The 23840-nt window shown below is 71.9% G+C and carries 24 protein-coding genes; 14 read left to right on the top strand and 10 right to left on the bottom strand.

Annotated elements, in window-relative coordinates:
- The first annotated feature begins 254 nt into the window (after positions 1-254).
- On the top strand, positions 255-647 hold the full coding sequence (locus ACFYT4_RS32435; protein ID WP_389277225.1) for a hypothetical protein: 393 nt from the start codon (positions 255-257) through the stop codon (positions 645-647).
- On the opposite strand, the gene ACFYT4_RS32430 is transcribed toward ACFYT4_RS32435, so the two are convergent.
- Entirely contained in the window at positions 610-1296 is a 687-nt protein-coding gene (locus tag ACFYT4_RS32430; RefSeq protein ID WP_389277222.1) for a FadR/GntR family transcriptional regulator, read from the bottom strand. The genes ACFYT4_RS32435 and ACFYT4_RS32430 overlap by 38 nt on opposite strands.
- Positions 1297-1517: 221 nt before the next feature.
- On the opposite strand from ACFYT4_RS32430, the gene ACFYT4_RS32425 reads away from it, so the two are divergent.
- The 4 genes from ACFYT4_RS32425 to ACFYT4_RS32410 all read left to right on the top strand — a co-directional run bounded on the left by ACFYT4_RS32425 (position 1518) and on the right by ACFYT4_RS32410 (position 4045).
- Positions 1518-2825: a CynX/NimT family MFS transporter gene (locus ACFYT4_RS32425; protein ID WP_389277219.1), complete on the top strand. Its 1308-nt coding sequence runs from the start codon at positions 1518-1520 to the stop codon at positions 2823-2825.
- Positions 2826-2829: 4 nt separating this feature from the next.
- Positions 2830-2946, top strand: coding sequence for an SGM_5486 family transporter-associated protein (locus ACFYT4_RS32420; protein ID WP_389277216.1), 117 nt, complete (start codon positions 2830-2832; stop codon positions 2944-2946).
- A 189-nt stretch (positions 2947-3135) separates the two neighbouring features.
- Entirely contained in the window at positions 3136-3360 is a 225-nt protein-coding gene (locus ACFYT4_RS32415; RefSeq protein WP_389277213.1) for a hypothetical protein, read from the top strand.
- A 133-nt stretch (positions 3361-3493) separates the two neighbouring features.
- Positions 3494-4045, top strand: coding sequence for a SixA phosphatase family protein (locus tag ACFYT4_RS32410; RefSeq protein ID WP_389277210.1), 552 nt, complete (start codon positions 3494-3496; stop codon positions 4043-4045).
- Positions 4046-4120: 75 nt separating this feature from the next.
- Here the strand turns inward: ACFYT4_RS32410 and serB are convergent, their stop codons facing one another.
- Positions 4121-5338 carry a phosphoserine phosphatase SerB gene (serB, locus tag ACFYT4_RS32405; protein ID WP_389277207.1) on the bottom strand — a complete coding sequence of 406 codons (1218 nt, stop codon included), beginning with the start codon at positions 5336-5338 and terminating at the stop codon, positions 4121-4123.
- A gap of 246 nt (positions 5339-5584) precedes the next feature.
- Positions 5585-7141: a streptophobe family protein gene (locus ACFYT4_RS32400; RefSeq protein WP_389277204.1), complete on the bottom strand. Its 1557-nt coding sequence runs from the start codon at positions 7139-7141 to the stop codon at positions 5585-5587.
- Between the two features lie 243 nt (positions 7142-7384).
- Here ACFYT4_RS32400 and ACFYT4_RS32395 point away from each other — a divergent pair, with 243 nt between their 5' ends.
- A complete protein-coding gene (locus ACFYT4_RS32395) occupies positions 7385-10009 on the top strand; it encodes an FHA domain-containing protein (protein ID WP_389277201.1) in 2625 nt (874 codons plus the stop codon).
- Between the two features lie 128 nt (positions 10010-10137).
- On the opposite strand, the gene ACFYT4_RS32390 is transcribed toward ACFYT4_RS32395, so the two are convergent.
- The 3 genes from ACFYT4_RS32390 to ACFYT4_RS32380 all read right to left on the bottom strand — a co-directional run bounded on the left by ACFYT4_RS32390 (position 10138) and on the right by ACFYT4_RS32380 (position 13055).
- Positions 10138-10884 carry a transglycosylase SLT domain-containing protein gene (locus tag ACFYT4_RS32390; protein WP_389277199.1) on the bottom strand — a complete coding sequence of 249 codons (747 nt, stop codon included), beginning with the start codon at positions 10882-10884 and terminating at the stop codon, positions 10138-10140.
- Between the two features lie 282 nt (positions 10885-11166).
- On the bottom strand, positions 11167-12258 hold the full coding sequence (locus tag ACFYT4_RS32385) for an S-adenosylmethionine:tRNA ribosyltransferase-isomerase (RefSeq protein WP_389277197.1): 1092 nt from the start codon (positions 12256-12258) through the stop codon (positions 11167-11169).
- 101 nt (positions 12259-12359) lie between these two features.
- Positions 12360-13055: an SDR family NAD(P)-dependent oxidoreductase gene (locus ACFYT4_RS32380; RefSeq protein WP_389277194.1), complete on the bottom strand. Its 696-nt coding sequence runs from the start codon at positions 13053-13055 to the stop codon at positions 12360-12362.
- Between the two features lie 302 nt (positions 13056-13357).
- Between ACFYT4_RS32380 and ACFYT4_RS32375 the strand changes: the two genes are divergently transcribed.
- From ACFYT4_RS32375 to ACFYT4_RS32365, 3 genes are all read left to right on the top strand, one after another.
- Positions 13358-14506: a GAF domain-containing sensor histidine kinase gene (locus ACFYT4_RS32375; protein WP_389277191.1), complete on the top strand. Its 1149-nt coding sequence runs from the start codon at positions 13358-13360 to the stop codon at positions 14504-14506.
- The gene (locus tag ACFYT4_RS32370) at positions 14499-15143 is read left to right on the top strand and encodes a response regulator (protein ID WP_389277188.1); all 645 of its coding nucleotides are present in this window, start codon (positions 14499-14501) and stop codon (positions 15141-15143) included. Before ACFYT4_RS32375 ends, ACFYT4_RS32370 begins: the two co-directional genes overlap by 8 nt.
- Before the next feature lie 150 nt (positions 15144-15293).
- Positions 15294-15539 (top strand): chaplin, encoded by a 246-nt coding sequence (locus ACFYT4_RS32365; protein WP_389277184.1) that lies wholly within the window; start codon positions 15294-15296, stop codon positions 15537-15539.
- A 279-nt stretch (positions 15540-15818) separates the two neighbouring features.
- Here the strand turns inward: ACFYT4_RS32365 and ACFYT4_RS32360 are convergent, their stop codons facing one another.
- Positions 15819-16631: a hypothetical protein gene (locus ACFYT4_RS32360; RefSeq protein ID WP_389277181.1), complete on the bottom strand. Its 813-nt coding sequence runs from the start codon at positions 16629-16631 to the stop codon at positions 15819-15821.
- Between the two features lie 655 nt (positions 16632-17286).
- Between ACFYT4_RS32360 and ACFYT4_RS32355 the strand changes: the two genes are divergently transcribed.
- From ACFYT4_RS32355 to ACFYT4_RS32340, 4 genes are all read left to right on the top strand, one after another.
- Complete coding sequence (locus ACFYT4_RS32355) at positions 17287-18078, top strand: ABC transporter ATP-binding protein (RefSeq protein ID WP_389277178.1); 792 nt, start codon at positions 17287-17289, stop codon at positions 18076-18078.
- Positions 18079-18302: 224 nt separating this feature from the next.
- Positions 18303-18731: an NfeD family protein gene (locus ACFYT4_RS32350; protein ID WP_389277175.1), complete on the top strand. Its 429-nt coding sequence runs from the start codon at positions 18303-18305 to the stop codon at positions 18729-18731.
- A 166-nt stretch (positions 18732-18897) separates the two neighbouring features.
- Positions 18898-19827 (top strand): SPFH domain-containing protein, encoded by a 930-nt coding sequence (locus ACFYT4_RS32345; protein WP_389277172.1) that lies wholly within the window; start codon positions 18898-18900, stop codon positions 19825-19827.
- A gap of 60 nt (positions 19828-19887) precedes the next feature.
- Entirely contained in the window at positions 19888-20664 is a 777-nt protein-coding gene (locus ACFYT4_RS32340; RefSeq protein WP_389277169.1) for a sulfite exporter TauE/SafE family protein, read from the top strand.
- 53 nt (positions 20665-20717) lie between these two features.
- Here the strand turns inward: ACFYT4_RS32340 and ACFYT4_RS32335 are convergent, their stop codons facing one another.
- From ACFYT4_RS32335 to ACFYT4_RS32325, 3 genes are all read right to left on the bottom strand, one after another.
- Entirely contained in the window at positions 20718-21227 is a 510-nt protein-coding gene (locus tag ACFYT4_RS32335) for an HNH endonuclease (protein ID WP_389277166.1), read from the bottom strand.
- Between the two features lie 197 nt (positions 21228-21424).
- A complete protein-coding gene (locus ACFYT4_RS32330; RefSeq protein WP_389277163.1) occupies positions 21425-21961 on the bottom strand; it encodes a YbhB/YbcL family Raf kinase inhibitor-like protein in 537 nt (178 codons plus the stop codon).
- A gap of 68 nt (positions 21962-22029) precedes the next feature.
- A complete protein-coding gene (locus ACFYT4_RS32325; RefSeq protein WP_389277160.1) occupies positions 22030-22812 on the bottom strand; it encodes a sporulation protein in 783 nt (260 codons plus the stop codon).
- 74 nt (positions 22813-22886) lie between these two features.
- On the opposite strand from ACFYT4_RS32325, the gene ACFYT4_RS32320 reads away from it, so the two are divergent.
- The gene (locus ACFYT4_RS32320) at positions 22887-23528 is read left to right on the top strand and encodes a DNA-3-methyladenine glycosylase (protein WP_389277157.1); all 642 of its coding nucleotides are present in this window, start codon (positions 22887-22889) and stop codon (positions 23526-23528) included.
- Positions 23529-23840 lie beyond the last annotated feature (312 nt).

Below are 23840 nucleotides of genomic sequence, written 5' to 3'. Positions count from 1 at the left end.
GACCTCCCGGCCGCCGCGCCTGTTCCGCCTCGGGACCGGTTCGACCCCTGGGCCGGCCCGCCGGCCCGGACGCCGAACCGGGAGTCCGTACGACCCCGGCGCCCCGTTCCCCGCAGCACGCGGGGAGCGAGGCGTCGCCCGTTCGGCCTGCCCGGCGCGCGTCCCGCGCCCGAACGGGCGAAGGTGGAGACGCCATCCCCCTTGAGGTGCAGCCGCCGGCCGCCGGCCGCCGGTACGGCCGAGGAGGTCCCGCTGTGCGTTCGTTCCTGAGCTCGGCCCCCGTCCTGGCCGCGGTGGCGATCCTGGTGTGGACGACCCCCGATGCCGTGTCCGGTGTCCTGACGGGCTCCCGCGGCGCCCCGGCCGGAGAGCCGCGTACGAGCGTCAAGCCGCCGCCCGTGTACGAGGCCGACTGCCGCACCGAGATAGAGGGCTCCCGGGCCGTCGCGTACTGCCACAACCCCTACCCGGCCACCGACCGGGTCCAGCTGCACGTCGAGTGCGAGCGCTGGTGGGACGTCGACGTGGACGCCGAGCCCGCCGAGGTCGGCCCGGCGCAGTACCAGCAGCTGACCGACCGCTGCTGGAAGGAGATCCGCGCCGCCTGGGTCAGCCACCAGCCCGTCGCCGACCTCGCGGGCAGATGAAGGGGTAGCCGGCGGCCTCCCTCGCCGCCGCCTCCCCGTCGCCCGCGCGGATCGCCTCGACCAGCCGCGCGTGGTCCATGTGGTCCTCCGGGCGCAGCCGCTCACCCACGTCGCCGCTCATCTCGTGGCGCAGCAGATCGCCCAGGTCCGCGTACAGCCCGCCGAGCACCTCGTTGTGGGCCGCGGCCACCACCGCCAGATGGAAGGTCATGTCCGCGGCGACGAACCGTTCCGCGTCCCCCGAGTCCCACGCCTCCTCGCGGCGGGCGAGCAGGGTGTCGATCCCCCGCAGATCCTGCTCCGTCCGGCGCCCGGCCGCGAGGCGTGCCGCGGTGGACTCCAGGGTCGAGCGCACCTCGGCGATGTGCCGGGGACTGGACTCGGCGAAGCGGCGGTGCATCACCCCCGCCAGCTCGCTGGTCGCGAGGACGTAGGTGCCCGAGCCCTGCCGGATGTCGAGCAGGCCGTTGTGCGCGAGGGCCCGGACGGCCTCCCGGACGGTGTTGCGGGCCACGCCCAGCTGCTCCACGAGCTCCGGTTCGGTGGGGATACGGGAGCCGACCGGCCAGCTTCCGGACGTGATCTGGTCGCGCAGCTGGGCGATCACCTGGTCGGTGAGCCCCGAGCGCCGGGGAGAGGTCAGCGGCATACGTGCTCCTGGTGCCCGTGTCCGTACCGGTTCGGCCCGAAACGCGGCTGCCCGGTCTGTTCCTGCCTGATCCACCGGATCCGCCCCTCCCTGTGACGCCTGACGCTCCGGTACACGGCGGATGCGGCCGGTGCGCGGGCGCCGGGGTGGGCGTGCCGGTGGCTCAGTATGGCTGGTTCACGATTGGACAATCAATCATCCCATGATTCTATGATGGGCCCATGCTCGATGAGACCCGGACCCGGCCCAGGACCCGGACCGAGCCGCAGAGCCCCGCCGCCGCGGTCTCCGCGACCGGGGACCCCCGGCTCCAGGACACCCTCCGAAGCTCCCGTCGGCCGGTCTGGTTCGCCCGGCTCGTCACGGTCGCGATCGTGCTCGCGGCCCTCAACCTGCGCCCCGCCGTCACCAGCCTCGGCGCGCTCCTGGAGGAGACCAGGGCCGGACTGCAGATGAGCGGCGCGGTCGCCGGAATCCTCACCTCCGTGCCCGCGCTCACCTTCGCCGCCTTCGGTGTCGCGGCCCCCCGGCTCGCCCGCCGCTTCGGGCCCGGTGCCGTCGTCTGCGCGGGCATGGCCGCGATCGCCGCCGGACTGCTGATCCGGCCGTACGCCGGCGGCACGGCAGGATTCCTCGCCGCCACCGCGCTCGCCCTCATGGGCATCGCGGTCGGCAACATCCTGATGCCGGTCCTGGTCAAGCGGTACTTCCCCGACCGCGTCGGCACCATGACGGGGCTCTACTCCATGGCTCTCGCGACCGGCACCTCCGCCGCCGCGGCCGTCACCGTGCCGGTCACCGGGGCGCTGGGCGGCGGCTGGCAGCGCGGACTCGCCGTCTGGGGACTCCTCGCCGCCGCGGCCGTGGTGCCCTGGGCCGTCCTCGCGCGCGAGGGCCGGGGCGGGTCCGCGCCCGCGGCGGCGAGGCCGGCCGGCGGCCCGAGGATCGTCCGCAGCCCCACCGCGTGGGCCCTCGGCTGCTTCTTCGGGCTCCAGGCCACCGGCGCGTACATCACCATGGGCTGGATGCCGCAGATCTTCCGCGACGCGGGAGTCCCGGCCGGCACCGCCGGGGTGCTGCTCGCCGTGACGATGGCCATGGGCATCCCGCTCGCGTTCGTGATCCCGAGGCTCGCCGGCCGGCTGCGCAACCAGGGTCCGATCGCCGTCGTCCTCGGGCTGTGCGGGCTCACCGGCTACGCGGGCCTGTTCCTGGCCCCCGCGGCCGGCGCCTGGGCCTGGGCCCTGCTCCTCGGCATCTCCAACTGCGCCTTCCCGCTCGCCCTGACCATGATCGGCCTACGGTCGAGGACGGCCGCGGGTGTCGTACGCCTCTCCGCGTTCGCCCAGTCCACCGGCTATCTGCTCGCCATCCCCGGCCCGCTGCTGGTGGGCGTCCTCTACGAGCACAGCGGCGGCTGGAGCCTGCCGATCGCGCTGATGGCGGGCCTGCTCGTACCGCAGATCGTGTGCGGAGTGCTCGCGGGGAGGGACCGGACGATCGAGGACGAAACCGGGATGCGAGACTGAGTCCATGCCAGTCCTCGACCCGCATCCTCAGAACGGTCAGAAGAAGCTCCTCCTCGTCTTCGGGACGATGATCGCCTTCTTCGTGGTGGTGGGAATCATCGCGACCATCGCCTCGCCCTGACACGGCCGTTGACCGGCCCCGGGACGCCCGGCGGACCGGGAGGGTGGTGCTGGCACCACCATCCCCTAGGGGGCCAGGCTCAGGGGCAAGTGGGTGGGTCACCGGATGGGCCCGGGCGCCCATGATCCGTAGGTTGGAGTCAGTCGGCCGCAGCCGTGTCGATCAGCGCCCAGCCCCGAGGAGGCGGCCATGTCGGCCCACACGCCCAGCCCTTCTCCCGCCAGGGACCGTGCCGACAGCCGTCTTCCCTGGTGGGCGCTGGCGCTGCCGCTGCTCGCCTTCGCCGTCCTGCTCTGGGGATCCCTCCCCGGCGAGGCCCTCGCGGTGGGGGAGTCCGCCGGGTCCCGGTCCGGCGGCACCGAGCCCGTCGTGGGCCGCCTCCTGGAGTACCTGCACCACCTGCTGACCCGCTGAGCGGCCGCCCCCGCACCCGGCCCGGCAACCGGTGACCGGTCCGTCCGCCGGTAGAGTCCACCGGGAAATCCTCCGTGGGGGAGCACGTCAACACCCCGCGCCTGCTGGCGCATTTCGTGCGAAGCTGGGGTGCATGAGCGTCGCCACGTCTTCCGGGGGGACAAGCCCCGGATCCCCCGAATCCCGCAGGATCGTCCTCCTCCGGCATGCGAAGGCCGACTGGCCGCAGGTGTCCGACCACGACCGCCCGCTCGCCGAGCGTGGTCGCAAGGACGCCCCCGTCGCGGGCCGCCGGCTCGCCGACACCGGAATCATCTTCGATCTGGCCCTGTGCTCCACAGCCGCCAGGACACGCGAGACGTGGAAGCTGGCGGTCCATGAGCTGCCCGACCGCCCCCGGACGGTGTACGAGGAGAGGATGTACGAAGCCTCCCTCGGTGAACTCATCGCCCTGGTCAACGAAATCCCGGACGAGGTGAACAACGTCCTCCTCATCGGCCACAACCCCGGCATGCACGCACTCGCCGACGCGCTCTCCGGCGACGCGGAGGACGGGCTGCTGCCCAGGATGAGCCGCAGCGGCTTCCCGACCTCGGCCTTCGCGGTGATCGGACTCGGCGGCTCCTGGAAGTCCGTGGAGCACGGTGTCGGCAGGCTCCTCGACTACTGGACCCCGCACGACTGACACCGCGACCGCCACCCATGACGGAACCGGCCCCGGCGCGATCCCTGGCGCCGGGGCCTCGCCGTTCACCTCGGATCAGTGCTCGGCGCCCTCGCTGTCGGCCGCCTCGACCTCTTCGCGCGTGATACCGAGCAGATAGAGCACCGTGTCCAGGAACGGCACGTTCACCGCGGTGTGCGCGGCCTCCCGGACGACCGGCTTGGCATTGAACGCGACCCCGAGACCGGCCGCGTTGAGCATGTCCAGATCGTTCGCGCCGTCCCCGATCGCCACCGTCTGCGCCAGCGGTACGCCCGCCTCCGCCGCGAACCGCCGCAGCAGCCGGGCCTTGCCGGCCCGGTCCACGATCTCACCGGTCACCCGGCCGGTGAGCTTTCCGTCGACGATCTCCAGCGTGTTCGCCGAGGCGAAGTCCAGCCCCAGCCGCTCCTGGAGATCATCGGTGACCTGGGTGAAACCGCCCGAAACCACGCCCACTTGGAACCCGAGCCGCTTCAGGGTACGGATCAGGGTCCGCGCGCCCGGGGTCAGCCGCACCTCGGAGCGGACCTTGTCCACGACCGACGCGTCCAGCCCCGCCAGCAGCGCCACGCGCGCGTGCAGCGACTGCTCGAAGTCCAGCTCCCCGCGCATCGCGGCGGCCGTCACCTCGGCGACCTTGTCCTCGCACCCCGCGTGCGCGGCGAACAGCTCGATCACCTCGTCCTGGATGAGGGTCGAGTCCACATCCATCACGACCAGCCGCTGCGCACGCCGGTGCAGCCCCGCCGACACCACCGCGACATCGACCCCGATCTCGGCGGCCCCGGTCGCCAGCGCGGTGCGCAGCGCCTCGGTCTCGGCGCCCGACACCGCGAACTCGACCGCGGTCACCGGATACTTGGCGAGCCGGAAGATCCGGTCGATGTTCCCGCCGCTCCCCGTGATCCTCGCGGTTATCGCGGCGGTCGCCTCGGCGGTCAGCGGATGCCCGAGAACGGTGACATGGGAACGGCCGCTGCCGCGCGGCCGGTTGTCCCCCGTACCCGAGATGATCTCGGCCTCCAGCTGGAGCGAGTCGGCCCAGCCGTGCACGGTCGCCCGCAGCTCACCCTCGTCGGCCCCGCCCACCGCCGGCGCGGTGACCAGGGCGCACAGCACGAGCCGGCCGCGCGAGACGACCTGTTCGATGTCGATGACATCCACGGAGTAGGCGGCGAGGGTGTCGAACAGCCCGGCGGTGATCCCGGGCCGGTCCTTCCCGAAGATCTTGACCAGAAGGGTACGTACATCGGAGTTCTGCGAAGCGCTCATGGTGCCTCCCACCGTAACCGCCCCAGATCATCCCCACTCCCCTGTCCCGATGGGCGGACACCTGTCCGGCCCGCCGGGAGCGCCGCGGGAGCGCGGTGGCGGGCGCTGGGCCGACCGGGTGCCGCCCCGCCCCGCCGGGCCGCCTCCCGGTCGGAGCCACGGCGGCAGCCGGGGCACGGGGCCGGGCACGGGCGCCCCACGGCCCGGGCGCCGGACCGGCCGTCCGGCCCAGGCGCCCCGCCGGGCTCAGCCGTCCGGTCCTGGAGCCCCCGACCCCGGAAGCCGCAGATACGGATTCGTGTCCGGGTTCGGCGGCCGGTACGGCGCCCCCGGCCGGTACGGCCCCGGCACACCGGGCCGGCCCCCGGCCTCGGGCGGTCCCTGCGGACCGGGTGGCGGCCCCTCCCGCCCCGGCGGCCCGGGCGGATCAGAGTCCCCCGGCCCACCCGCGGGCGCCCGCCACCCCCGCGTCCCGTACACCAGCAGTGCCCCCGCCCCACCCGCTCCCGCCCCCCACAGGGCCCCGAGCACCAGCGCGGGGCCCGGCCGCCCGTGCAGTTCGATGCCGGCTCCGAACGCGTCGAAGCCCAGCACCGACAGCGACGCGTTCGCCGAGACATCCGTCAGCCACACCAGCAGCGGCAGCGTCACCGCGGTCAGCGCCCCGAGCCGGAGCGCGCACCGGCCCGCGAAGCCCGCAGCGCCCCGGCCCCCGACGGGCGTGCGGACCGCGGCCAGGACCCCCGCGTACAGCATCATCACCGCCGCCGCGACCGCCAGCAGCCACACCCGCCCGTCCAGCTCCGCAAGCCGCCCCACCGTCGCGGGCTCGTCCGCCGACAGCCGGAAGAACTCGTCCAGCGGATCCGGCAGCACCTTCGCCAGCTCACCCGTCGCCCTGCCGTCCCACGGCACGAAGAGACCCAGCGGAATCCCCAGCCACACCCCGTTCGGCGCGCCCAGCAGGGCCGCCCCCGCGATCCGCCTCGGGTGGTCGTCGCCGATCGCCGCGTACGCCCCCGCCGCGTACCCCGCGAGCACGGCGAGCAGCAGCACCGACACCAGCGCGGACGCGGCCGGCCGCACCCGCCTCCGTACGGAGTCCAGCGCCCGCGGCAGCGGTGCCCGGCCGGCGAACAGCGCGATCACCACCACCCCGAGCACCCACAGCGCCGCCCCGGCCAGCGAGTCCGCCGTGTTCACCGTGAACCCGACGGACGCCTTCGCCGCCGCGAGATCCCCCAGCCGGTCCGGCAGCAGCCCGCCGACATCGCCGAGCCCGGGGATCTCGATTCCACCGCCCCCGATCCCGGGCACCGTGTCCGCGCCGAGCCCCAGCTCCGTCCCGTCGATGGTGATCACGTCGTGACCCGCCCACGCCAGACCGCCGGCCATGGCGACGAACACCACCACGACCGCCCCGGCCCGTGCGGCGAGTTCGGTACCCGAGACGAACGGGCCCGCCCGCCGCAATGAGCGCAGGAAGAAGTACGCAAGGAGGAGGGCACCGAGGAGTCCCACTCCGAGTGGCGCGATATCGACGGCGGTGTCGGCCTCGGCGCCCTCCAGACCGAACGCGGAGACATCGCCCGACGGCGTCACCGACCCGTTCACCGCGAGGACGACCACCGCCGCCGTCATCGGGCCGAGCGCCCCCGCCGAATCCGCCTCCAGCAGACGCAGCCCGAGCGCCGCCGCCCCGGCCATCCCCATCAATGCCCAGCTCACAGCGGTGACCGCCGCCACCACCACCTCGCCCCAGGGCACCCCGCGACCGCCGCCGGACCTGTTGGCACCGCCCACGAGAACCCCCCGACTCCGTGCTGGGTCCGCCCCAGTTGCCCCGCTCCGCGCGATCTCTGGTGATCCGTACGGAGAGATGAGCGCTTACCACTGTCCGTGCCTGTTTCCCCACCGTCAACGGTCGGCACCGACAATGCCTTCACCAGGCCCGGCTTTCGGATGCGGGACCGCGCCTGAAATAGTTCCCCCCGATGTTCGCCATCCCTAGACTCCCTGTGACGGGGGTACATCGGGGGACAACTAGTGGGGCATGGAGTGCGGGAACTCGTACTGGAATTGAACGGAAGGACCTGGACGCTCGATCCGGCCAGGTCGTACACCCTCGGCCGTGACCCTCAGGGCGATCTGGTCGTGGACGACGCAAGAGTCTCGTGGCGGCATGCCAGCATCACCTGGAGCGGCCGGAGTTGGACGATCGAGGACCACGGGAGCACCAACGGCACCTACGCGGACGGCCGGCGGATCCACCGGATGGACATAGGCCCGGGGTCCGCCGTCCATCTGGGCAACGCCACCGACGGCCCGCGGGTGACGCTCTCCTCGGCCCCGGCGGGCGCGTACAGCGCGGGGGCCGCCTCTCAGCAGCCCCCGGCCCAGGCCGCGCCCCACCAGGCCGGGCACCAGGGCGCACCGGCGGACCCGGCCCGGCAGCAGGTACCCCAGGCCCAGGCACAGGCCCAGATACCGGGGACCCCTCAGCAGCCCGCCTGGCCCGAGCCGCAGCCCCGGCCACCCCATCAGGGACAGCCCCAGCAGCCCCATCAGGGACAGCCCCGGCCCCAGCCCCCGATCCCTCACCAGCAGGGACCGTCCCACGGACCGGGCGGCGCCGCGGGGGCGCCGCCCGTATACGGGGATCGCAGCCCGACCACCTTCCACCAGCTGGCGCTGGGCCGGGTCATGCGCATCGGACGTGCGCTGGAGAACGAACTCGTCGTCTCCGACCTCCAGGTCTCGCGCCACCACGCCGAGTTCACCGCGGCCCCCGACGGCCGCTTCCAGATCCGTGACCTCGGCTCCCACAACGGCACCTACGTCAACGGCCAGCCGATGGCCAAGTCCGGCACCCTCTTCATCGGCCCCAACGACATCGTCGGCGTCGGCCACTCCACCTTCCGTATCGTCGGCGACCGCCTGGAGGAGTTCGTCGACACCGGCGAGGTCTCCTTCTCCGCGCGCCATCTCACGGTCACCGTCGACGGCGGCAAGCAGATCCTGCGCGACGTCTCCTTCGGCGTCCCGGAGAAGTCCCTCATCGGTGTCATCGGCCCCTCCGGCTCCGGAAAGTCCACTCTGCTCAAGGCACTCACCGGCTACCGGCCCGCCAATCAGGGCGACGTCCTCTACGACAACCGCAGCCTCTACAAGCAGTTCGCCGAGCTGCGCCAGCGCATCGGACTGGTCCCGCAGGACGACATCCTCCACAAGGAGCTGACCGTCCAGAAGGCGCTCCGGTACGCGGCCAAGCTCCGCTTCCCCGGCGACACCGCCGAGACCGAGCGCGAGGCCCGGATCGGCGAGGTCCTGCGCGAGCTGAAGCTCGACCTCCACAAGGACAAGAAGGTCACCTCGCTCTCCGGCGGCCAGCGCAAGCGCGTCTCCGTCGCCCTGGAGCTGCTGACCAAACCGTCGCTGATCTTCCTGGACGAGCCGACCTCCGGCCTCGACCCGGGCATGGACCGCGATGTGATGCAGTTGCTGCGCGGCCTCGCCGACGACGGCCGCACGGTCCTGGTGGTCACCCACTCCGTGGCCGAGCTGGCGCTCTGCGACAAACTGCTCGTGATGGCCCCCGGCGGCTCGGTCGCCTACTTCGGCCCCCCGGAGGAGGCGCTCAACTTCTTCGGCTACACCACCTGGGCCGATGTGTTCTCCGCGTTCGAGAACTACCGGGACTACGACTGGGCGGGCCGCTGGCGCGGATCGCAGCACTACCAGATGTACGCGGCCGACATCGACGCCGTCGCCGCACAGTCGGTGAACATGCCGTCACCGCAGCAGATGCGCCCGCCGAAGCCGCAGAGCTGGGGCGCCCAGCTGTGGACGCTGATCCGCCGGTACGTCTCGGTGATCGCGTCCGACAAGGGCTTCATGGGCCTGATGGTGATCCTGCCGGCCGTCCTTGGCCTGGTCAGTGTCGTCATCCCGGCGAAGTTCGGCCTCGCGGCACCCGACGACGGCAAGTCCACGTTCAACGGCGACGCGGGCACGATCATGCTGATCCTCGCGGTCGGCATGTGCTTCTCCGGTGCCGCCAACTCCGTACGGGAACTGATCAAGGAACGGGTCATCTACGAACGGGAACGGGCCACCGGCCTGTCCCGCTCCGCGTATCTGATGTCCAAGGTGATCGTCCTCGGACTGATCACCGCCCTCCAGGGCGTCATCATCTGCGGCATCGGCTTCTCCACCCGCAGGCTCCCCGAAGAGGGCCTGCTGATGCCGCCCGCGGTGGAGCTGTGCCTGGTCATCACCGCGCTCGGGTTCACCTCGATGATGGTGGGCCTGGTGATCTCCTCGCTGGTGAAGACCGCCGAGAAGACCATGCCCCTGCTGGTGATGTTCGCCATCGTGCAGGTCGTCTTCACCGGCGTGCTGTTCAAGATCTACGGCTCGCCCGGCCTGGAGCAGTTCGCGTATCTGATGCCGTCGCGCTGGGCCATCGCGGGCGCGGCCACCACGCTCGACCTGGCCCATCTGATGCCGCCGTGGGATCCGAAGAACCCCGACGACCTGGACCCGCTGTGGGAGAGCACGGTCGGCCAGTGGGGCATGAACCTCGGGATCCTGCTCGCCATCGGCGTCATCTGCGGCTTCGTGGTCGCCCGGCTGCTGCGCCGCCACGAGCCCGAGGTCATGCGCAAGTAACCGGATCCAGCCGGACGTACCGGAAGCGGTGGACACCGGATCCACCGGAACCGGAACAGACGCCGAGGGCGGCACCCAGTGCGGGGTGCCGCCCTCCGGCGTCTGTAGCTCGTGAGGTCCGCGGCGGCTCAGTAGGCGCTGTTGACGTTGTCCATCGAGCCGTAGCGGTCGGCGGCGTAGTTGCACGCGGCGACGATGTTGGCGACCGGGTCGTACAGGTCGTACTTGGTGCCCTTGACGTGGTACGCGTCGAACGTCGGCTGGATGACCTGGAGCAGGCCCTTCGACGGGATGCCGTTCCTGGCGTTGATGTCCCAGTTGTTGATGGCACGCGGGTTACCGCTCGACTCACGCATGATGTTGCGGTGCAGCCCCTCGTAGGTGCCGGGGATGTTGTGCTTCTTCATGATGTCGAGCGCCTCGCGGATCCAGCCGTCGAGGTTGTTCGCGTAGACCGGCGTGCGGGCGGCGACCGCCACCGTGCGGCTGGCGGCCTGCTCGGTGGCGCGCGCCTTGGCGGCGGCCTCCTTGGCGGCGGCCTTCTTCGCGGCGGTCTCGGCGGCCGCCTTCTTGACGGCGGCCTCGGCCTGGGCCTTCGCGTCGGCCTCGGCCTTCGCGGCGGACTTCACGGCCTGCTCGACCTGGAGCTCGATGGTGGACTTCTGCGCGTTCGCACCTGTGTGCAGGGCCGCGGTCTTCGCCGTGTCGGCGTTGAGGGTCCACGCCACCGGAGCGGCGGAAGCGGGGGTGGCCTCGGCGGCGGTCGAACCACCGGCCGGCACGAGGGTCAGAGTGATGGCTGCGACGCCGGCGGCGGCGATACCGGCGATCGAGACCTTGTGGGCCTTGGTCATACGGGTGCTGGACGCGGACATACAGACGTACCTCTTCGAATCGGGAAGTCGCATCAGGCCGGAGCGGCGCTGCGCTCCACGGCGGGCGGCGACGAGAGGTAATTCTTAGCGTCAGCAAAAACGTGTGGCAATCATGTGACATACGACCCGCGGTAGTGGATCAGGGCGTGGCGATCAGGGCAATTCGCCCACACATCACCCGCTCACAGGGTCTTTATCCGGTCCACTAGTGCGTTTCGTAAGTGATCTGCGTCCTATGCGAGGGCTCACACCCGACCCCCTCTGATTTCACCTTCCGTTGCTTCAGCAATTCAATGCGTGAGCATTCTCATCCGGAAGTACGAGATGGAGGTCCCCGAACTCGTGCCAGAGGTAGAGCCGCCGCAGCGCGGCCTCGTACGCACGGCCGACGGCCGCCCTCCCCGCGATCGCCTCCAGCATCAGCAGATGCGAGGCCGCGGGCTCGTGCAGCCCGGTCAGCAGCCCGTCCACCGCGCGTACCCCGCGCTCGGGCGTGACCACCAGATCGGTCCAGCCCGCGGCCGCCCGGACGACCCCGTCCCGGCCGGCGGCCGACTCCAGCGCCCGTACCGCCGTCGTCCCGACCGCCACGATCCGCCCGCCTCCCGCACGGGCCGCGTTCACCAGCCACGCCGTGGCCGCCGGCACCTCGAAGCGCTCCGGGTACGGCGGCTCGTGCGCCTCCGCCGACGCGACCCCCGTGTGCAGCACGATCGGCGCGAACTGAACGCCCCGGCTCACCAGCTCCGCCACCAGCCGGGGGGTGAACGGACGCGCCGCGCTCGGCATCTCCGCGGACCCCGAGCCGTCGGGGGAGGGGAGGGCGAAGACCGTCTGATACGCGGACAGGGGCTGGTCCCGGACCGTGTACCCGTACCGGATGGGGCGCCCGTGCCGCCGCAGCAGCCCCGGGACATCCCCCGCACCCCCCGGGGCCCCGGGACGGGACACCGACGCCCACCACAGCCGCTCCGCCCCCGGCACGAGCGGCCCCCCGAGTACCAGCCGCTCGCCCCCCGGCAGCCGTACCACGGCCCCCACGGGCCCTCCGGGGCGCGGCCGGGTGCTCCCGGAGCCGTCGGGGTCCCGCAGCTCCACCGCCCACCGCCCGTCGTCCCCGCGTGTCGAGAAGTGCACGACGACCGCGGCCTTGCCGATCCGCCCGTTCACGGCGGCGGGCAGGGTGGCGGAGGTGTTCACCACCAGGACGTCACCGGCCCGCAGCAGCGCCGGAAGATCCCGGAAGGCGTGGTGGGACACCCTGCTTCCGTACGACACCATCAGCCGCACATCGTCCCGCCCGGTCCCGCGCGCCTCGGCCGGCTCCCGCGCGGACAGCTCCTCGGGCACCCACAGCTCCTCCGGCACGGACACGGGACGCCCGCCCGCGGCCGCTCCCTCCCCGTGCCGGCCGCGCTCCCCGGCCGGCGGGCACACATGCGGCCCGGGTCCCGCAGGAGCGGGCCCGGGCCCGTTCATACCGACCCCACCAGCGCCGGAGCCCCGTAGCGCCCGCTCACCGGGCGCTCGTCCAGAAGCCGCAGAAAGCCCGGGACGACCGACTCCGGAGCGGGCCGCGGCTCGTCTTCGTCCGGGACGGCCGCCGCGTACAGATCCGTGTCCATGTCACCCGGATCGACCGCCCACACCCGCAGGGCCGGCTCCTCGACCGCGAGAACCGCCGCCAGATGGTCCAGGGCGGCCTTGGAGGCGCCGTAACCTCCCCAGGTCTCGTACGCCTCCGCCGCCGCGTCCGAACTGACCGCGATCACCGCCCCCTCCCGCGCCGCGCGCAGCAGCGGCAGCGCCTCCTGCACCAGCCCCAGCGCGGCCACCACATTGGTCTCCAGCGCGGCCCGCAGACCCGCCAGCGGCAGCGCCTCCAGCCGCACCAGCGGTTCGGCACCCAGCGCGCTCGCGTTGCTCACCAGCAGATCCAGCCCGCCCAGCTCCCGCGCGGCGGCCAGCAGCTCGCCCCGGTGCCCCGCGTCGGTCACATCACCCGCCACGGCCACCACCCGCGTCCCGTACGCCCCCGCACGCTCCGCGCTCTCCTGCAGTACGGCCCCGGTCCTGGCGCCCAGCACCAGATCCCAGCCCCGCTCGGCGAGCGCCACCGCGAGGGCGCGCCCGAGTCCCTTGGAGGCCCCTGTGATCACCGCAACCGGCATGATGTCATCCCCTTTGTTCCCCTTGAGCCGCATCGGCCGCACCGACGGCTCGATCCGCCGTGCTGACCCCGTCCGTGCCGGACGCGTGATGCGGGCGCATGCGCGCGGTCCGGCTCCACCGGGCGTCCGCGGCACCATCGGCGTCGCTCCCGCCGACGCCACCACCGTAGAAACGCCCGCCCTTCCGGCGCCTCGTCCGCGGGTCCCCACCCCGCAGGCACTTCGACCTAGGCCCACGGTCCCGGGCCGCCGCCGTCCGAGGTCCGATACGGACGGTCACTCCTCGCCGGTACCGTGAGTTCATGAGCCATCGACCCAGCTCGGGCCTCGCGGCCGTGAGCACCGCTCTCCTCGCGATGAGCAGGCACCTGGAGGTCCGCGACGTACTGAAGACGATCGTCGCCTCCGCACGCGACCTGCTCGACGCGCGGTACGCGGCCCTGGGGGTCCCGGACGACCACGGCGGCTTCGCCCAGTTCGTCGTCGACGGCGTGACCGACGAGCAGTGGAAGGCGATCGGCCCGCTGCCCCGGCAGCACGGCATCCTCGCCGCGATGCTCCGCGACGCGCGGACCGAGCGGCTCGCGGACGTCCGCGAGGATCCCCGCTTCGAGGGCTGGCCCGCCGCCCATCCGGACATGTCCGACTTCCTCGGCCTCCCGGTCAAGGACGGCGACGAGGTCATCGGCGCGCTCTTCCTCGCCAACAAGCGCTGCCCCAAGCCCGAGGGCGGCTGCGGCTTCACCGAGGAGGACGAGGAACTGCTCTCGATCCTCGCCCAGCACGCGGCGATAGCCCTCACGAACGCCCGGCTGTACGAGCGCAGCCGCGAGCTGACCATCGCCGAGGAGCGCTCCCGCCTCGCCCACGATCTGCACGACGCGGTCAGCCAGAAGCTCTTCTCCCTGCGTCTGACCGCCCAGGCCGCCGCCGCCCTGGTCGACCGCGACCCCTCCCGGGCCAAGGGCGAGCTCCAGCAGGTCGCCGCCCTCGCCGCCGAGGCCGCGGACGAGCTGCGCGCCGCCGTCGTCGAGCTGCGCCCGGCCGCCCTGGACGAGGACGGCCTGATCAACACCCTGCGCACCCAGATCCAGGTTCTCGACCGGGCCCACTCCGCCAGGGTCACCTTCGACACCAGCGGCACCAAGGCCCTGCCCGCCGCCCAGGAGGAGGCCCTGCTCCGCGTCGCCCAGGAGGCCCTGCACAACGCGCTGCGGCACTCGGGCGCCGACCGGGTGGACGTCGTCCTGGCCCGCTGGGGACCCGGCGGCGCCATCCTCAGCGTCACCGACAACGGCAAGGGCTTCGACCCGCGTACGGTCCGCAGGGCCGGCCGCCACCTGGGCCTCGTCTCCATGCGCGATCGCGCGAGCGGGGTCGGCGGAAAGCTGAAAGTCCAGTCCTCGCCCGGCAAGGGCACCACGATCGAGATGGAGGTCCCCGGTGGGTGACAAGAAGATCCGTGTCCTGCTCGTCGACGACCACCAGGTCGTACGGCGCGGTCTGCGCACGTTCCTCGAAGTACAGGACGACATCGAGGTGGTCGGCGAGGCGGGGGACGGCGGCGAGGGCGTCGCCCGCGCCGAGGAGCTGAAGCCGGACGTCGTCCTGATGGATGTGAAGATGCCCGGCACCGACGGCATCGAGGCGCTCCGCAAGCTCCGTGAACTGGCCAACCCGGCGAAGGTGCTGATCGTCACCAGCTTCACCGAACAGCGCACGGTGGTGCCCGCCCTGCGCGCCGGAGCCTCCGGCTATGTGTACAAGGACGTCGACCCCGAGGCCCTCGCCGGAGCGATCCGTTCGGTCCACGCGGGCCATGTCCTCCTCCAGCCCGAGGTCGCCGGCGCCCTCCTCTCCCAGGACGACCCCGGCGCCGGCCAGGGCCGCGGCACCACCCTCACCGAGCGGGAGCGGGAGGTCCTCGGCCTGATCGCCGACGGCCGCTCCAACCGCGAGATCGCCCGCGCGCTCGTCCTCTCCGAGAAGACGGTCAAGACCCATGTCTCGAACATCCTGATGAAGCTCGATCTCGCGGACCGCACCCAGGCCGCCCTGTGGGCCGTCCGGCACGGGCTGACCACCTGACCGAACACTTCCGCTCACGGTTCCCCACCGGTGCGAGATTCATACTGTCGGGTGTATGTCACCCGTACGGCGCATCCTTTGAGCGCGCCGGCCGTTCTCCAGGGCGTGCTGCGGCGACCGCCGCAACGAACGTCCAGGAGGATGTCGCAAGTGAAGAACCTGAAGAAGGCCGCCGCGCTCACCATGATCACCGGCAGCCTCGTGGCCGCGGGCGCGGGCATCGCCTCCGCCCACTCCGGCGCCCAGGCCGAGGGCAAGGCCGTCGGCTCCCCGGGCGTCGCCTCCGGCAACCTGATCCAGGTCCCGGTCCACGTCCCGGTCAACGTCGTCGGCAACACGGTCAACGTGATCGGCCTGCTCAACCCCGCCTTCGGCAACGTGGGCCACAACGGCTGACGCCCCTTCGCCCCACCCGCCGGAGGCCGGCTCCCGCCCCTCCGGCGTTCGGCGTTCCCCGCCCCCTCCCACCGCTGCCGACCCGCCACGCATCCGTACCACGGGTCCGAGGCGGGCCGTGCCCGCGGGTCCTCGCGGCGACTCCGGGCCGGGGGCTCGCGCCCGCCCGAGGTGTGCCCCCGGCCCGAGGTGTGCCTCACACCTCCTGCCCCGGCCGTGACGGGAGGCGCACGGCCCCGGCGGAGCCCCCGCGGGGCACCGGCGCGCGCCCCCGGGGTGTCACACCCCCCGCTCCCGTTCCTCCACATACGCGTTGTAGGCCGCCACCCGCGCCCGCCGCGCCACCCGCTCCACCGGCCGCAGCGCCTCGCCCCTCGCCGCCATCTCCGCCGCACTCACCGCGCCGCCGTGCCCGTTCTCGTACGCCACCGAGACCAGCAGCCCCACCCGGCGCGCCAGCTCCAGCACCCGCACCGCACGCGGCGGATACCCGGGAGCCGGCCCCGGGCCGCTCGGGCCACCCTCCTCGACCCGCGCCCGGTACGCGTCGATCGCCGCCTCGGCGACCGGCCCCGACGCCGCCACATCGAGCCGCGACAGCACCTCCGTCGCGTCCCGCAGCGCCTCCGCCAGCTCGCGCTCCGCCTCACCGAGCGAGGGAACGTCCGCGGGCGGCGCCTCCCGCACCGGCAGACAGTGCCAGAGCACCTCCACATGCAGGTCGGCCGCGCCGGGGCCCGAGCCCGCCTCGTACACCTCCGGCACCAGCCCGTACCCCGCGCCGTACCCGACGACCGCCTCCTCCGCCTCCAGCGCCCGCTTGTTGAACTCCGGCGGCCCGCTGAGGCCCAGCGGATGCCCCGGCACCGGGAGCGCGACCCGCCAGCCGGTCACCCCGAGCGCCCGCAGCCGCCCCAGCGCCAGCGTGAGCCCGACCGGGCCGGCCTCGTCCGGCAGCCCCTCCACCCGGTGCACGGCATCGTCGCCGACGATCGCGAGCACCGCGTCGTCGGGCGACACGGCCCCGGCCAGCAGGGCGTTGCCCCACACGGCCAGCCGTCCTGAACGTGGTTCCGAAGGTCCCCAAAGCATGGACCCAGCCTAGGGCGCTTCTGATGGGTCTTGCTGGGCTCGCGTGCCCTGGTGCCGCGCTCCCCCTGGGCCTGGCGGCCCGGGAGGTACCCCACGCCGCGTTGTCGTCGGTCGCCCATGGCCCCCTGTGCCCTGCGGGCACGGGGGTACCCCCACCGCAGTGGCTCTCCCCCGGAGCTTCGCCCGGGAGGTACCCCCATCCTCCGCCTTGCGATCCACGGCACCAGACCCCGCTCCCGGACCCAGCCTGACCCATCAGAAACGCCCTGGGACATGCCGCCGAAGTCCCGGCTTCCCGGCGTGCCCCGGCGGCGAGCCTCCCTCCGCGGCCGTACGTCCGGCGGGGCCTCCCCGACCGCGCCGGAGAGGCCCGGAGCCGCCGCCGCGCACGCAACTCTCCTGCGGAGCACGGCCCGCCGGGCGCTCCGTCCTCCGTCCCCGCGACACCTCCCCGGGCGCCGCGGCGCGGGCGGAGCCCCGGCACCGGACCCCGCCCGGGCGACACCGCCGTGACGGCACTCCCCGGGGACCTCCCCAAGGAACGGGCCGGGCGACGGGGTTGTCCGACGGGTGGCGTAGATTTCTTCAGGGGGCTGCCCACAGGCGTAGAGCCCTCTCGGACCTCAACACGATTGCATGGGGAGACAACGCGCTCATGAGCGATGTACTGGAGCTGGTGGACGTATCCGTGGTCCGCGACGGACGCGCTCTGGTGGACGACGTCTCCTGGTCGGTCAAGGAGGGGGAGCGCTGGGTCATCCTCGGCCCCAACGGCGCCGGCAAGACGACGCTCCTCAACCTCGCGTCCAGCTATCTGTACCCGACCACCGGCACCGTGGCGATCCTGGGCGAGCACCTCGGCGCCGTCGACGTCTTCGACCTGCGCCCCCGCATCGGCATGGCCGGCATCGCGATGGCGGAGAAGCTCCCCAAGCGCCAGACCGTGCTCGACACGGTGCTCACCGCCGCGTACGGCATGACCGCCACCTGGCACGAGGACTACGACCCCGTCGACGAGCAGCGCGCCCGCGCCTTCCTCGACCGGCTCGGTATGACCGAGTACCTGGGCCGCAGGTTCGGCACCCTCTCCGAGGGAGAGCGCAAGCGCACGTTGATCGCGCGCGCCATGATGACCGACCCCGAACTGCTGCTCCTCGACGAGCCCGCCGCCGGGCTCGACCTCGGCGGCCGCGAGGACCTGGTGCGCCGTCTCGGCCGCCTCGCCCGCGACCCGTACGCCCCCTCCATGATCATGGTCACCCACCATGTCGAGGAGATCGCCCCCGGCTTCACCCACGTCCTGATGATCCGCCAGGGCAGGGTGCTGGCTGCCGGACCCGTGGAGATGGAGCTGACCTCCCGCAACCTCTCGCACTGCTTCGGCCTCCCGCTCGTCGTCGAGCGGCTGGGCGACCGCTGGACGGCCCGGGGCCTCCCGCTCGGCTGACCCGCGGTTCCCCGAGCAGGAGTACGAGCCGTCCCGCCCGCCGCCAACACCCGCCCCGCCCGACCCCGAAGCCGCCGAGCCGCACGCTCCCGCACCGCCACCCGCGTACCGCCGACACCAGGACCACCACCGCCCCCACGGCCCCCACCCGGGCCCGCGTCCACCCGCCCGGGCGGCGTTTTGTCCTCTGTCCCCACCCCGACCGGCGGATCTACCATGACGTTGTGGAAATCGACGCATGGGTGTGGTGGCTGATCATCGCGGTCGGACTGGGCATCCCGCTCGTCCTGACGGCGATGCCCGAATTCGGAATGCTGTCGGCCGGAGCGGTCGCCGGCGCCGTCGTCGCGGCACTCGGCGGCGGCACCGTCGCCCAGGTGCTCGTGTTCGCCGCGGTGTCCGTCGCCCTGATCGCCGTCGTACGGCCGATCGCGGCCCGTCACCGATCGCGCAGACCCGAGTTCGCCAGCGGAGTCGACGCCCTGAAAGGCCGTCAGGCCGTCGTCCTGGAACAGGTCGACGCCAACGGAGGCCGCATCAAACTCGCCGGCGAGGTCTGGTCCGCCCGCCCGCTCGACAGCGACATGGTCTTCGAGGTGGGCCGCCAGGTCGACGTCGTCGAGATCGAGGGCGCCACCGCGGTCGTCATGTGAGCCCCGCCCGCGGCCGGGCCCCGCGACCGCGATCCACGGCCCCGGGACCGGCGCACGGACCGTGATCCGAACAAGGAAGCCGAACCGGCCCCACACCAGCCCCCGATCTGGAAAACTCGATCATCATCAGACCATCATCCGGCAGCGAAGGGCACGGGGAAAACCGATGCAACCGATCATCATCGTCCTGATCATTCTGGTGGTGCTGGTCTTCATCGCCCTCATCAAGACGATCCAGGTCATCCCGCAGGCCAGCGCCGCGATCGTCGAGCGGTTCGGCCGCTACACCCGCACCCTGAACGCCGGACTGAACATCGTCGTCCCGTTCATCGACTCCATCCGCAACCGCATCGACCTCCGCGAACAGGTCGTCCCCTTCCCGCCCCAGCCGGTGATCACCCAGGACAACCTGGTCGTCAACATCGACACCGTCATCTACTACCAGGTCACCGACGCACGAGCCGCGACCTACGAGGTCGCCAGCTACATCCAGGCGATCGAGCAGCTCACCGTCACCACCCTGCGCAACATCATCGGCGGCATGGACCTGGAGCGGACCCTCACCTCCCGCGAGGAGATCAATGCGGCCCTGCGCGGAGTCCTCGACGAAGCCACCGGCAAGTGGGGCATCCGCGTCAACCGCGTCGAGCTGAAGGCCATCGAGCCGCCCACCTCCATCCAGGACTCGATGGAGAAGCAGATGCGCGCCGACCGTGACAAGCGCGCCGCGATCCTCACCGCCGAGGGCATCCGCCAGTCGCAGATCCTCACCGCCGAGGGCGAGAAGCAGTCCGCGATCCTGCGCGCCGAGGGCGAGGCCAAGGCCGCCGCGCTGCGCGCCGAGGGCGAGGCGCAGGCCATCCGTACCGTCTTCGAGTCCATCCACGCCGGAGACCCGGACCAGAAGCTCCTGTCCTACCAGTACCTCCAGATGCTGCCGAAGATCGCCGAGGGCGACGCCAACAAGCTCTGGATCGTGCCCAGCGAGATCGGCGACGCCCTCAAGGGCCTCTCCGGAGCCTTCGGCAACCTCGGCAGCGGCGTATCCGGCTTCAACACCGGCAAGGAACGCCGCGAGGAGCCCCCGGTCGACTGAGAGGGGCTCCCCGTCAGGCATGATCGGTGCATTCAGCACCGATCATGAAGGGGGAGCGGAGTGACCATCTGGGAGATGCTCGCCGTCTTCGCCGCGGGCATCAGCGCCGGCACCATCAACACCATCGTCGGTTCCGGCACACTGATCACCTTTCCCGTACTGCTGGCCACCGGCCTGCCCCCGGTCACCGCCACCGTCTCCAACGCCCTCGGACTCGTCCCCGGCGCGATCAGCGGCGCCATCGGCTACCGCGCTGAACTCACCGGCCAGCGCCGCCGCGTACTGCGCCTGAGCGTCGTCGCGGCCGCCGGCGGCATCACCGGAGCCGTACTCCTTCTCCAGCTCCCCTCGACGGCCTTCGAGACGATCGTCCCGGTCCTCGTCACCCTGGCCCTCGTCCTCGTCATCCTCCAGCCCCGCCTCGCCAAGGCCGTCCAGCGCCGCCGCGAACGCACGGGCACCCCCGCCCACCCCGACGGCGGCCCGCTCCTGACCACCGGACTGCTGCTCTCCAGCGTCTACGGCGGCTACTTCACCGCCGCCCAGGGGATCATCTACATGTCCCTCATGGGCATGTTGATCGACGACACCCTGCAACGCCTCAACGCCGTCAAGAACATCCTCACGGCCGTCGTCAACAGCATCGCCGCGATCTTCTTCCTCTTCGTCGCCGACTTCGACTGGACGGCCGTCCTCCTCATCGCCGTCGGATCCACCGTCGGAGGCCAGATCGGCGCCAAGGTGGGCCGCAGACTGCCTCCGGCCGCGCTCCGCGCCATCATCGTCGCCGTCGGCACGGTTGCCATCGTCCAGCTGCTCCTCCGCCGCTACGGCTGACAGCACGGAAGCCCGCCCTCGACGAACGAGAACGGGCTCCCACCATCCCGCGCCTACGCGGCCGGCTGCGCCGTCAGCCACTCCGGCAGCGCCGACCGCTCACCGGCCCGCAGCCCCAGCAGCATCGCGTCCGCCGGAGACGGTACGAACGGCTCGTGCAGCAGCGGCATCCCCGCCTGCTCCGGCGTACGGTCCGCCTTGCGGTGATTGTCCTCGGCGCAGGACGCCACCGTGTTCAGCCAGCTGTCCGAACCGCCGTGCGACCGCGGTACCACGTGGTCCACGGTCGTGGCACGCCTCCCGCAGTACGCGCACCGGTGCTGGTCCCTGACCAGCACACCCCGCCTCGACCACGGAGCCTGTCTTCGGAACGGCACCCGGACGTATCTGCACAGCCTGATCACCCGCGGCACCGGAAGTTCGACGGCGGCGGCACGCACACGGAGACCGGGGTGGGCCTGCTCGACAACGGCCTTGTCCTGGAGAACCAGCACCACCGCGCGGTTGAGTGTCACCGTCGACAGCGGCTCGAAGCTCGCGTTCAGTACCAGCGTGTCCCGCATCTCCCCCACCTCCGTTCGCCCGCCCGGCCCCTCACGGGCCCTGGGCTGGGATCAACTCTGGCCGGGCGCGCCGAGATGGACAACGCAATATCCGTGCCCCGGGACCCCCGAGCCCCCGGCAGACAAAAAACTGCCCTGCCCTGATCTCTCCAGGACCAGGACAGGGCAAACAACAAACGAACGGCCGATGCCGGTGGTCAGCCCACCGAGGGAGCCTCGTACTCACCGATCAGCTGCGCGCGGCCCAGCGTGTGGAAGCGCAGATGGAAGCCCACGGCCGCGGGGGAGGCATCCGCGTCGGGCCCGAGCTTCTCGGTGTCGACCGCGTACACGGTGAACACATAGCGGTGGTTCTCCCCGGCAGGGGGAGCGGCGCCGCCGAAGTCCTTCGACCCGTAGTCGTTGCGCGCGTGCACGGCGCCGGCCGGCAGCCCCTCGAACGACCCGCTGCCCGCGCCCGCCGGCAGCTCCGTGACCGAGGCCGGAATGTCGAACAGCACCCAGTGCCAGAATCCGCTGCCCGTGGGCGCGTCCGGATCGAAGCAGGTCACGGCGAAGCTCTTCGCCCCGGGCGGGAAGCCCTCCCACCGCAGATGGGGAGAGGTGTTCCCGGCCGCGTGGACCTGATCGTCCTTCAGCGCAGCCCCCGCCGCGAGCTGATCACTCACCACCGTGAACGACGGCACCTCGGGATGAAAGTCGTGCGGAAGGGGCGCCCTCTTCTGCTCGGTCACGTCTGAACCTCCGGTTTCGCTGTCCTGCCGTGCTGACTGCCCAGCCGGACACGACCTTAGAGCTACTCCTAGAACCAGTTGCGACGGCCGCCGACGTCGGCGAGCCACTGGTTCAGATACGCGGCCCAGTCCGTCGAGGCGAAGTCGTGGTGCCCCACCTTGAAGGCCTTGTACGAGTCGCTGCCCTCGCTGAACAGCCCCGGCTTCTTGTCCATCTCCAGCACGACATCCATCTCGCGGTCGTCCGCGACGAACGTCAGCTCGACCTGGTTCAGGCCCCGGTACTGCTGCGGCGGGAAGAACTCGATCTCCTGGTAGAAGGGCAGCCGCTGCCGCGTCCCGCGGATGTGCCCGCGCTCCATGTCCGCACTCTTGAAGCGGAAGCCGAGCTGGAGGAACGCGTCGAGAATCGCCTGCTGCGAAGGCAGCGGATGGACATGGATCGGGTCCAGATCACCCGAGTCCACGGCCCGAGCGATCTCCAGCTGCGTCGTCACCCCGATGTTCATCCCGCGCAGCTGCTGCCCCGCGATGTTCGTGACCGGCGTCTCCCAGGGAATCTCCAGCCCGAACGGCACCACATGCACCGCCCCGGCCTTCACCTCGAACGCGCCCCCGAGCCGCTGCCGGATGAACTCGATGTCCTGCTTGACCTCGTGGTCACCGCCCTCCACCTCGACGCGCGCCTGGAGCCCGACGGACAGGCCCTCGATCTGCTGGTCGACGGACCCGCCCTCGATCCGCACCTCGCCCCGGACGACACCGCCCGGCACGACGTTCTCCTCGGTGAGCACCGTCTCCACGGACGCCCCGCCGGCGCCCAGGCTCGCGAGCAGCTTCTTGAAGCCCATGTCCACTCCTTGTAGGTCTTGACCTCTTCATACGTCTGACGGCCGCCACGGGTTCCCGGGTACCCTCGGACGCCATGATCGAGAGCCCCGACCGTACGCCGATGCCCCGGGACTTCTTCGACCGTCCCGTACTGGACGTCGCACCCGGACTCCTCGGCCGCACCCTCGTCCGCCGAACCGACGACGGTCCCATCGAGCTGCGCATCACCGAGGTCGAGGCATACGCGGGAGAGCTCGACCCGGGTTCCCACGCCTTCCGCGGCCGAACCCCGCGCAACGAAGTGATGTTCGGCCCGCCCGGCCACGCCTATGTCTACTTCACCTACGGCATGTGGCACTGCCTGAACGTGGTGTGCGGCCCGGAAGGCCGGGCGAGCGGGGTGCTGCTCCGGGCCGGCGAGATCCAGGTAGGCGCGGAGCTGGCTCGTAAACGTCGAATCTCGGCCCGATACGACAGAGAACTGGCCAAAGGGCCGGCCCGGCTGGCCACGGCCCTCGCTGTCGACCGGGCCCTCAACGGTACGGACCTCTGCGCCGGGACCCCCTCCCCGCTCACCCTGATCCATGGCACGCCCACACCAGCTGACCAGGTACGCAGCGGCCCCCGCACGGGGGTCGGCGGCGACGGCGCCCACCACCCCTGGCGCTACTGGATCGACGGGGACCCCACGGTGAGCCCCTACCGCGCGCATGTGCCACGCCGAAGGGCAACTTGACTCGCCTCACCGAGACGCCTAACGTAGCCCGAGCCGCTTGACACGGGACCTGCTGCTCAGCATCCCGAGGCGGCCACCCACTACTGACGACGAACCCCCATCGGGTCTGATTTCGGCATGCCGGAATTCGTGCCTGATGAACTCGATTATGAGTTGCCCCGGGAATCGGCTAACGTAGTGAACACGCCGAAAGGCAAAAGGCTTCTCCAATCAGCCACCCGATTGAATTCCCGGTCCGGAAACGGAATGGGGAAAAGGTCTGGTAAGGTTGGAAACGCAAGACCGAAGGGAAATGCCCGGAGGGCCTGATGA

It is taken from the genome of Streptomyces sp. NPDC004609, from assembly GCF_042873655.1.
Classification (GTDB): domain Bacteria; phylum Actinomycetota; class Actinomycetes; order Streptomycetales; family Streptomycetaceae; genus Streptomyces.
The sequence above is the reverse complement of the archived record's forward strand: the minus strand, read 5'-3'. Positions and strand labels throughout refer to the sequence as shown.

What these genes read in the sequence shown, in the direction of transcription:
- ACFYT4_RS32430 (WP_389277222.1), bottom strand. Translation starts at nt 1,296, where the DNA reads ATGCCGCTGACCTCTCCCCGGCGCTCGGGGCTCACCGACCAGGTGATC.
- ACFYT4_RS32425 (WP_389277219.1), top strand. Translation starts at nt 1,518, where the DNA reads ATGCTCGATGAGACCCGGACCCGGCCCAGGACCCGGACCGAGCCGCAG.
- ACFYT4_RS32420 (WP_389277216.1), top strand. Translation starts at nt 2,830, where the DNA reads ATGCCAGTCCTCGACCCGCATCCTCAGAACGGTCAGAAGAAGCTCCTC.
- ACFYT4_RS32415 (WP_389277213.1), top strand. Translation starts at nt 3,136, where the DNA reads ATGTCGGCCCACACGCCCAGCCCTTCTCCCGCCAGGGACCGTGCCGAC.
- ACFYT4_RS32410 (WP_389277210.1), top strand. Translation starts at nt 3,494, where the DNA reads ATGAGCGTCGCCACGTCTTCCGGGGGGACAAGCCCCGGATCCCCCGAA.
- serB (WP_389277207.1), bottom strand. Translation starts at nt 5,338, where the DNA reads ATGAGCGCTTCGCAGAACTCCGATGTACGTACCCTTCTGGTCAAGATC.
- ACFYT4_RS32390 (WP_389277199.1), bottom strand. Translation starts at nt 10,884, where the DNA reads ATGTCCGCGTCCAGCACCCGTATGACCAAGGCCCACAAGGTCTCGATC.
- ACFYT4_RS32380 (WP_389277194.1), bottom strand. Translation starts at nt 13,055, where the DNA reads ATGCCGGTTGCGGTGATCACAGGGGCCTCCAAGGGACTCGGGCGCGCC.
- ACFYT4_RS32375 (WP_389277191.1), top strand. Translation starts at nt 13,358, where the DNA reads ATGAGCCATCGACCCAGCTCGGGCCTCGCGGCCGTGAGCACCGCTCTC.
- ACFYT4_RS32360 (WP_389277181.1), bottom strand. Translation starts at nt 16,631, where the DNA reads ATGCTTTGGGGACCTTCGGAACCACGTTCAGGACGGCTGGCCGTGTGG.
- ACFYT4_RS32355 (WP_389277178.1), top strand. Translation starts at nt 17,287, where the DNA reads ATGAGCGATGTACTGGAGCTGGTGGACGTATCCGTGGTCCGCGACGGA.
- ACFYT4_RS32345 (WP_389277172.1), top strand. Translation starts at nt 18,898, where the DNA reads ATGCAACCGATCATCATCGTCCTGATCATTCTGGTGGTGCTGGTCTTC.
- ACFYT4_RS32335 (WP_389277166.1), bottom strand. Translation starts at nt 21,227, where the DNA reads ATGCGGGACACGCTGGTACTGAACGCGAGCTTCGAGCCGCTGTCGACG.
- ACFYT4_RS32325 (WP_389277160.1), bottom strand. Translation starts at nt 22,812, where the DNA reads ATGGGCTTCAAGAAGCTGCTCGCGAGCCTGGGCGCCGGCGGGGCGTCC.
- ACFYT4_RS32320 (WP_389277157.1), top strand. Translation starts at nt 22,887, where the DNA reads ATGATCGAGAGCCCCGACCGTACGCCGATGCCCCGGGACTTCTTCGAC.